The following is an 8,519-nucleotide window of genomic DNA, read 5'->3' on the forward strand; positions in this document are numbered from 1 at the left end:
CTGCGTCCACACTACCCCTTCTCGTCGAGCCGCTCCTCCTTGTAGCGGTTCTCCATCTCGTGCAGACGCGCGTCGACGGTCGCGAGGTCGTAATAGCCGATCGTCTTCAGGTCGCGCGCGTCCTTCAACTGCCGGATCGCCGATGGCCACGCGCCCTCCAGCGCGAACTTCTCCGCCATCGCGCGATGCTGCGTCAACGCATCGCCACTGCCCGCACTCGCCTGCGCGAGATACAGCCACCACGCGGGTTGATCGGGGTGCGCCCGGGTTTCCTGCTTCGCGAGCGCCTGCGCGTCCGCGAAACGGTGCAGCGTCAGCAGCGTGCGGATATGCATGTCGATCGCGGCGTTCGACTGCGGCCAGCGCTTCTGCGCGAACTCGGCGAGACGCGCGGCTTCGTCGGCGTGACCGGCACTCCGCGCGATGTCGGTCGCGAGCACGTCGAGACTCGGCGAATCGCGCTCGGGCTCGCCTTCCGCACGCGCGCCCGAGACGAACGTCGCGCGCGCGTTCGCGAGCGAGGCGGCCGCGTCGTCGTAGCGCTCGAGCAACATCTGCCCGTACGCGATGCCATACCAGTTCGCCGCGACGTTCAGCGCGGTGCGGTCCTCGATTTCCGAGCGCAAGCGCGAAATCTCGTCCGCGTATTCGCTGCGCGAATGGCCTTCCAACAGACCCGCGCGCGCCCGCACGAAGCCGTACTCGGAGTCTTGATGCGGCTGCCGGTATGGCGCGCGGCGCGCGCGGTCCTCCATGTCGGCGATCCGCTCGCCGGTCAGCGGATGCGTGCGCGCGTAGGCCGGAATGCCGTTGTCGTTCATCGCCGCGCGGTCGAGCCGGTGGAAGAACGTCGGCATCGCGTAGGGATCGTAGCCGGCGCCGGCGAGCAGCAGAAAGCCGACGCGGTCCGCCTCCTGCTCGGCCGATCGCGAGAAGCGCAACTGGCTGTCGACCGCATACGCCTCGCTGCCGAGCGCGATCGCGCTGCCGAGGTCGCCGCTATGCGCGAGTACGCCTGCCAGCACGCCGAACAGCACGCCGACGAGCGCCGCGTAGCCACCGCGCTCGCCGTTCGAGATCATCCGCGAGATGTGCCGCTGCAGCACGTGCCCCATCTCGTGACCCAGCACCGCCGCGAGTTCGGACTCGGTCTGCGTCGCCACGATCAACCCCGTGTTCACGCCGATGAAACCGCCCGGCAGCGAAAACGCGTTGATCTGTGCGTCGCGCACCGCGAAAAGTTCGAAATCCGGACGATAACCGCCGATGTACAGCGCGCTGGCCGCGGCCGCGAGCTTGGCGGCGACCGAATTCAGGTAGTCGCGCACGAGCCAGTCGTCGAGATAGTCGGGGTCGCGGCGTATGTCGCGCATCACGCGCTCGCCGAGCTTGCGTTCGGCCTGTGGAGTCAGCGAACCGGCGCCGCCGCTGCCGAGATCGGGCAATTGCTGCGCGACGATTGGCGCGCGCCAGTCGTTGCTGCCGGTTTTGCCGCCATTGCTACCGCTAGCGCCGCCATCGGAAAAACGGCTCTGCGCGCCGCCGTAGGTGCCGAACACGCCGCGCGCGATGTCGGGCGGCAGGATCGACTCGGCATGCTCATCGCTGGGGCCGCTGACGAGCGGCGCCTCGGACGACGAGGTTCCCGGCGTGATGGCCGCCCCGCCAGTCGATTGCGCGAACGCGCCGGGCGGCATTGCGAGGGCGACGGATAGCAACGCAGCGAGGAATCGTTTTGAACGCATCGCGAAGCCGGTCTGACGAAGTCGAAAAAAAGTCGCCCGTGGCCCGGACTAAGATAGCGGGCAAGGGCGTCGAAGGACGCGTACGAGGCAAAACGCAGGGCACGACACAGCGCAAGTGTAACCAGTCGCCACGACGATTCGGGGCCACGCCGCACTGCTATGATAGGCGGCCTCTGAAGGAGTCAACCATGCCTGAACTCACTCATTTCGATGCGTCTGGTGACGCGCATATGGTGGATGTCGGCGGCAAGCAGGAGACCAGGCGCATCGCGATTGCGCGCGGCTCGATCCGCATGCTGCCCGACACGCTCGCGCTGATCCGCGACGGCAACGCCAAAAAGGGCGACGTGATCGGCGTCGCGCGGATCGCGGCGATCCAGGCCTCGAAGCGCACCGCCGATCTGATTCCGCTGTGCCATTCGCTCGCGCTTACACGCGTGAAGGCCGACTTCGAACTCGACGAGCAGATGCCCGGCGTGCATTGCACGGTCCAGGTCGAGACGTTTGGACGCACGGGCGTCGAAATGGAAGCGCTCACCGCCGTGCAGGTCGGGCTGCTGACCGTGTACGACATGTGCAAGGCGGTGGATCGCGGCATGACCATCACCGATGTGAAGGTGATGGAAAAGCATGGCGGGAAATCGGGGGATTGGGTCGCGCAAGCATGAAGCGCGGATCGACAACTATCCGGGTAGCAACATGACCATCGACGAACTGCTCAAGCAGCTACTGGCGTTTCGCGACGCGCGCGACTGGCGGCAGTTTCATACGTTGCGCAATCTGATTGTCTCCACCGGCATCGAAGCCGGCGAGCTTTTGGAGACGATTCAATGGAAGTCCGACGCGCAGATCGACACGCTGCTCACCGATCCAGAGCAATCGACGAACCTCCGGCACGAGTGCGCCGACGTCTTCATGTACCTGCTGCTGGTGGCCCATACCGCGGGCTTCGATCTCGTTGACGCGGCAGCGGAAAAACTGCAGCTGAACGAAGCGCGCTACCCCGTCGACAAGGCTAAAGGCACCGCCGCGAAGTATTCAGAGCTTTGAACTTCGAGGCGCGGAGGCCTGCCTTGGCGGGAGCATGCTCGAGCCCCCGCGGTTCGATCAGTCTTCGTCGCTGTCGTCGTCCGGTACCGCATCGGCTGCCGGCGTGCCGTAGCGCTTCACCAACTGCTCCTTGAAGCCCGCGAGCGACTTCTGCTCGTCGACGAGCTGGTACAGATAGCCGAGCTGCGCGGGCCAGTCCTTCAGCTCCTCGGCGAAAATCCGCAAGCGTTCGACCGTATCGAGCGCCGCCGCGGTATCGCCAGTCAGCGCCTGCAGCACCGCGTAGCGACGCAGCACGGTTTCGCCCGGCAATAGCGCGATCGCCTGCTCGTGCATCGCGAGCTTGCGTTGCAGGTTCAGCGGATTCATCGGCTGCAGCGTCGCGAGACCGTATTCGCCCCACGCGCCGAACATGAACGACGGCGCGGCGCTGTACTGTTCGGCTGGACGCTGGCCGTAGTACAGCACCTCGGCACGCGCATAGTCGCGATAGATCGGATACAGCGCGGCGAGTCCGCCGAATACCACGACCGCGAACGCGCCGAGCGACAGATTCGCGGGCACCGCGCGCAACGGCCGCGTTTCGAGCAAGCCGAACACGAACATCGCGGGCAACAGGAAGAACATGTACTGCTGCGGATACTCGACGAGCGCATGCATCGTCAGCACGCCGATCAGCGCGATGCCGAACACACGCGTAGCGCTTTGCGGCGCACGCACGACACGCACGAGCCACGCGACGAGACCCACGAGCACGATTCCTAGACCGATCAGACCGGTTTTCGCGAGCAGATCGACGAAGATGTCATGCGAGTTGTTGGCGATTTCGACGCCGCCCAGTTGCCTGACGAGCTCAAACTGATAGCTCGGAAATTCGCCCCAGCCGACGCCGAGCAGCGGATGCTGCTTGAACATCGTCCAGCCGTATTTCAATAGCGCGATGCGCGGCGCGATCTGGCCGGCATCCTGGAAGCGCTCGGCCGCCGACTGCCCGAGTTCGAGGTGAAAGCGCGCATTGGCCCAGCGAATCACCGCATTGACCACGAAAAACAGCACCGCGAGCGCGATCGGCACCAGCCAGTCACGGTTGCTACGGCGCGATTGCGGTTCGTTGCGGGTCTGCGCGAACGCCATCCAGAAGCCGGCCACGACGATCACACCCATTTGCAGCCACGGACCGCGCGACACGGTCAGCGCGAGGCCGACCGAGAAAATCGTCGACACGAGCAGCCAGATAGGCAGCGCGATGCGGCGCGTCTGCACGAGGTACAGCGCGCCCGCCATCGCGAACGCGATATAGGTCGCGAGGTGGTTCGCCTGCGCCATGTTGCCGAACGGCCGGCGATCGACGGTGAGGTTGTACGCAACGACGAGCGGCGCCACACGCGTCTCGAGGTGAAACAGCTGGATCACCTGGCTGAACACCGCGAACAGACCGCCGACGATCAACGCCCCCGCCGCCCAGCGCAACGCGGTCTCGTCGAGTTTCACGCGCGCGAAGCCATAGCCCACATGCACGGCCATCCACGCAGCGAGCAGGAAGCCCGCGCCGAGCCAGTTCATCGACGGCTTCGCGACCGGCAGCACGAAGGTCTGCACGACCAGCACGAGGCCGAACAGCAAGGGCACGAGCGCGACCGTGGGCGACGCGAAGCTCACGCGCGGCCGCGTGGTCGCGACCATCAGCACGACGGCCGCCCCGGTCAGCAGATACAGCCCGAGCGAGGTGAATTCGGCGTAAAAAGTTGGGATCGGATACGTATGGTTGGCAACCGCGTAGGGGAGGATCAACGCAAGAGCCAGCAGTACGAGAGACAGGTAGCGCGCGAAAGGGGTGGGCATCGAATCAACGGTGGGCGTCAGGTAGGGTAGCCCCTCTTCCTTGCGGAAAAGGGGCCCCCTAAGAACCGTACGTGCGAGTTTCCCCGCATACGGCTCAAGCCTACATATTTCTTTACAAAGCCCCGTCAGAGCAACGACGGAGCCGGCTTAGTTACCACAAGTTTACCAACGTGTACCTGCCGGTGGCAGTCGGGGTGGAGCAGAACCCTGTTCGACAGAGCGTCGGTCCCACCATGCATCCGATATTCCAGATGATGGTCGTGCCAACTGGTCTCGTTCGTCAAAGCCCAACCACAGTGCGCACACAAGCCGCCCTGTGATTTGTACAGCGATACCCATTGCTTGCGATAACGCATCGAGTACTCCATGCGCTCCTGCCGCAATTGCTCGCTGTACTGCTCCCACATTGGATCAAACGGATTGAATTCCCCTTTGACCTTCCTGTGGCGCCTGATGTCCGTACCGCTGATCTGGTACAGCTCAAGCAAACCCTTGCTGCCGTCCTCTTGAACTACGGGAGCGGCGAACACCCAATGCCGATTGCCGAGCGAGTGAAAGTACTTCCGTCTCACCCATTCCGCGCTCTTGTTCGGATGCCTCCGCTTCGACCACCGCCAGAGCCTATAAAACACCAGCGACTCCATGCGGCTATACGCCTGCTTGGCTACTACAGGGCTGTGATATTGCGCCCAGCCTCGTAGCATCGGATTCAGCAATCGGATCAACTCCTCCTGCTTTACCGCCTTGTGACCGCTGATGGTATCCGCCACCTTGCGATAGAACGTCTGCACGTTCTTCCCGCTCGGTTTGATGAGCAGCGTTCCCGAATACTTCCGGAAATTCCACCCAAGGAAATCAAAGCCTTCGTCAATGTGAACGATCCGGGTCTTCTCCTGCGATAGTTGCAATCCCCGTACCCCAAGGAAGGTTTCTATCCAAGGTCTGACTTCGTGTTCCAGCATCTCTTTCGAGTCGCCGGTGATGACAAAGTCGTCCGCGTATCGCACAACATTCACTTTCAGCTTGTTCGCCTTCCCGATCCCAAATTTCGCACCGAGGTGCGCAATCAGTTCGCGTTCCAGCCCGTTCAGCGTCACGTTTGCCAGCGTCGGGGAAATGATGCCTCCCTGCGGCGTACCGGCCTCCGTCGCCTGTAGCTGCCCTTGGTAAATCAGGCCAGCCTTCAACCATTTGCGAAGGATCATCCTGTCCATCGGGACATTGTTTTCCAGCCAGTCATGGTTGATGTGGTCAAAGCATCCCTTGATGTCCGCCTCAAGTACCCATTGCGCCGAACGGCGACGGGCCATGACAACGAAAATCTGAGACATCGCATCAGCCGTCGAACGATTGAGCCTGAACCCATAAGAGTTCGGGTCACTCGTCGATTCTGCTACCGGCTCCAAGGCCAGCAGATACAAGGCTTGCATCGCCCTGTCCTGCATGGTCGGAATACCCAGAGGGCGTTCCTTCCCATTGGCCTTGGGGATAAAGACTCTCCGTAGAGGCAGAGGCTTATATCCGTGCCGCTTCAACCTGCCGACAGCAAGCCATCGGCTTTCAGGCGAATCCCATAGCTCGCGATCGACTCCAGCCGTTCGCGCACCCTGGTTCTGCGTAACACGTCGTACCGCACACAGCTTTGCGGACAACGTGCGAGTCAGCATCCGTTGCAAGGCTTTCACCCTGCGCCAGTCACTTTCTCGCGTCGCCTTCGCAATTCGAATCTGCATCCCTCTCACGTTCCGTTCAACCCGACGCCAATCTACGGCGTGCCAGTTGTCCGGCGCGTGGGAAAGCGCAGATCCGGTCTTTCGACCAGATACTTTCATGCTGCTCTCCTACCTGGAAAAGTCCCCAGACAGAAGGCGCATCTCCCCCAGCAGGGCAGATACACCCCGCTGGGGAACAACAAAACTCAATGCAGGCGCATGCACCTGCATCTGACCAAGTTACAGAGGGTAGTCAGCCGTCTTGCGACGGTAGACCAGACGGAAGTCTGCCCGCTTTCGCGTGGGGTGATGTCCCAACCCCTATCCGAACCATTACAGCCCGGCTTTCGCTTTTTCCGTCCTCCCATACCTGCACAATCAACAGCGTCCCTTGCGGTTCGCCTGCCAGCCTTACTGCGCTGGCAACCATACAGGCTTACCACGTTCCCGGCATGTCACACGACTGACGTAGGTTCTGCCTCTTCCCCGGTGGCTAAGTGACGACGTAATCCGACGGTTGAGCGGATTAACCAGCCACGTACCTTTTGGTTAGAGCCCAATGTTCAAGCAGCTTTGGCTCCTCAGTGCTTACGAGGTTTATCAGCAGTTCACTTACATTAACCCTATCAGCCAGCCTAGCTCCTCAACCCCCTTGCTGCTGGGAGTCTCCAGATCGTTCCTCACGGAACGAATCTGCCCGAAACGTCCGGGGGCTACATTGTCAGAAGAGCTTCACACCCCACCGTTGCCAGTGACGCATGTCTTCCTAGGCTACTGCTGGTCGCACAGCAGGTTCACTTCCTCGCTCGAACATCAAGCGGGGCAAAACAATGACACACCGAGCTTTCGCTCGTATCGGTTTGCGAATCCGTTGCCGTTGAAAGCGCAGGAATTGCACACGACATCCCGCCTGGTCGGCGGAGATGAAGCCGCTGACTGGGCGGAACCTGACGGTAATCAGGTCAATACAATGCGATCCTCCGGCTGGACAAGCCCGGATCACGCTTCACAAAAATATGGGGCGTAGTCCCGAAGGACCACACACTCAGCTACTAGAAATCGCCCCCGAAGAGGCCTCAAGCACATCTTTACTGCAGTCGATGCTCGTAACGTGAGCGAACGGACACGAGCGTGCGTGTCGCACCAACCGGCGCACTATACAAAAATTTCGTTGCACTGTGCGCCGGTTCGGCCGAAATAGGCTGCAAATCAGCCCTTTACGTTGTGGCTACGAGTCGTCCGGTGAGCGCTCGGCCGTCGCCTCGCTCGTTCATCTGCCCCCTTACGAACGGCACTCTGGCGGCGCCAGATTCGCGGCGAGCGTCGGCGCTTCACCCGGCATCGGCCCCGACCCCGGCGCCGGCAGCGACGACGCGCTCTTGCCGCTCGCAAAGCATTCCCACGTCAGCGCACCGGTCTGCACCGTGTCCTTGCTCAACGCGACGCGTGCGCTCGGCGCATCGGCGTTGTCCGGCACCGAGGGCACCAGCGTCATAGTGTTCGCGCCGGCCTGCGCGACGCGCGTCGAGTACGTGATCGTGATCTGGCCGGTGTCGTCGTCGATCTGGATGGACTCGACGTTGCGTGTGGCAGGCGGCGACGCATAACCGCCGCTGAACGCGTTGCCGCTCGCGGCGTTTTCGGCCACCGCGAGCCGCGCCGACGCCGCGAGCGACAAGCCCTCGCCGACCCGGCTGCGCGCCAGATAGTCCTGATACGCGGGAATCGCATAGGCGGCGATCACGCCGACGATCGCCAGCACGATCATCAACTCGATCAACGTGAACCCGAGGCCGCAGCGCCGGCAGAGGCGCGTGAACCAATTCTCGCGCCAGCGTGCGCGGCGTGACCTGCGCGAGAATTGCGTCGATTGGGAGTAAGGGGAATATGGCAAGGTAACGATCATCGGCAGACTCCTGATACGAGAAACGCCCGGCCCGTGGATCGGGAACAGGCGTTTCAATCGTAGCGAGCGACGCTCGCGCGTCACAGTCAGCCGGATGGCCAGGCTTGCATTCGGACGGCATCACGGCTTAGAGGCGATAACAAAATGAGTTCTTCAGCTTTCGCCAGCAGATGATGCAGCAGGCAATTTTCATGAAGGCTTCATGGATGAATGCAAGCCGTTCGAAGCGGATGCGCAGTCGTCGAAAGTTATGAAGCCACGAAA

General features: G+C 62.2%; 7 protein-coding genes and 1 pseudogene. 3 read left to right on the forward strand and 5 right to left on the reverse strand.

Features of this window, described 5'->3' with window-relative positions; genetic code table 11:
* Positions 1-11 precede the first annotated feature (11 nt).
* Positions 12-1,745, reverse strand: coding sequence for a M48 family metalloprotease (locus AB3X94_RS30815; RefSeq protein WP_176105133.1), 1,734 nt, complete (start codon positions 1,743-1,745; stop codon positions 12-14).
* 188 nt (positions 1,746-1,933) lie between these two features.
* Here AB3X94_RS30815 and moaC point away from each other — a divergent pair, with 188 nt between their 5' ends.
* Both moaC and AB3X94_RS30825 read left to right on the forward strand, forming a co-directional pair.
* A complete protein-coding gene (moaC, locus tag AB3X94_RS30820; RefSeq protein WP_368613550.1) occupies positions 1,934-2,413 on the forward strand; it encodes a cyclic pyranopterin monophosphate synthase MoaC in 480 nt (159 codons plus the stop codon).
* Positions 2,414-2,444: 31 nt separating this feature from the next.
* Positions 2,445-2,795 (forward strand): nucleotide pyrophosphohydrolase, encoded by a 351-nt coding sequence (locus AB3X94_RS30825; protein WP_368613551.1) that lies wholly within the window; start codon positions 2,445-2,447, stop codon positions 2,793-2,795.
* 57 nt (positions 2,796-2,852) lie between these two features.
* On the opposite strand, the gene AB3X94_RS30830 is transcribed toward AB3X94_RS30825, so the two are convergent.
* Positions 2,853-4,637, reverse strand: a complete 1,785-nt coding sequence (locus tag AB3X94_RS30830) for a PglL family O-oligosaccharyltransferase (protein ID WP_368613552.1) — start codon at positions 4,635-4,637, stop codon at positions 2,853-2,855.
* 125 nt (positions 4,638-4,762) lie between these two features.
* Positions 4,763-6,469, reverse strand: coding sequence for a group II intron reverse transcriptase/maturase (ltrA, locus tag AB3X94_RS30835; protein WP_368613553.1), 1,707 nt, complete (start codon positions 6,467-6,469; stop codon positions 4,763-4,765).
* A gap of 439 nt (positions 6,470-6,908) precedes the next feature.
* On the opposite strand from ltrA, the gene AB3X94_RS30840 reads away from it, so the two are divergent.
* Positions 6,909-7,376, forward strand: a complete 468-nt coding sequence (locus AB3X94_RS30840) for a hypothetical protein (RefSeq protein WP_368613554.1) — start codon at positions 6,909-6,911, stop codon at positions 7,374-7,376.
* Positions 7,377-7,631: 255 nt separating this feature from the next.
* Here the strand turns inward: AB3X94_RS30840 and AB3X94_RS30845 are convergent, their stop codons facing one another.
* Together AB3X94_RS30845 and AB3X94_RS30850 are read right to left on the reverse strand one after the other, a co-directional pair.
* Positions 7,632-8,255: a pilin gene (locus tag AB3X94_RS30845; RefSeq protein WP_176105129.1), complete on the reverse strand. Its 624-nt coding sequence runs from the start codon at positions 8,253-8,255 to the stop codon at positions 7,632-7,634.
* 127 nt (positions 8,256-8,382) lie between these two features.
* Positions 8,383-8,519: pseudogene (locus AB3X94_RS30850) on the reverse strand (IS5/IS1182 family transposase); the annotation flags it as partial.

Source organism: Paraburkholderia sp. BR10923 (assembly GCF_040948765.1).
GTDB classification, from domain to species: Bacteria; Pseudomonadota; Gammaproteobacteria; order Burkholderiales; family Burkholderiaceae; genus Paraburkholderia; species Paraburkholderia youngii.

Bases quoted from the DNA above. Each gene is read 5' to 3' on its own strand.
- AB3X94_RS30815 (WP_176105133.1), bottom strand. From the start codon at position 1,745: ATGCGTTCAAAACGATTCCTCGCTGCGTTGCTATCCGTCGCCCTCGCA.
- moaC (WP_368613550.1), top strand. From the start codon at position 1,934: ATGCCTGAACTCACTCATTTCGATGCGTCTGGTGACGCGCATATGGTG.
- AB3X94_RS30825 (WP_368613551.1), top strand. From the start codon at position 2,445: ATGACCATCGACGAACTGCTCAAGCAGCTACTGGCGTTTCGCGACGCG.
- AB3X94_RS30830 (WP_368613552.1), bottom strand. From the start codon at position 4,637: ATGCCCACCCCTTTCGCGCGCTACCTGTCTCTCGTACTGCTGGCTCTT.
- ltrA (WP_368613553.1), bottom strand. From the start codon at position 6,469: ATGAAAGTATCTGGTCGAAAGACCGGATCTGCGCTTTCCCACGCGCCG.
- AB3X94_RS30840 (WP_368613554.1), top strand. From the start codon at position 6,909: ATGTTCAAGCAGCTTTGGCTCCTCAGTGCTTACGAGGTTTATCAGCAG.
- AB3X94_RS30845 (WP_176105129.1), bottom strand. From the start codon at position 8,255: ATGATCGTTACCTTGCCATATTCCCCTTACTCCCAATCGACGCAATTC.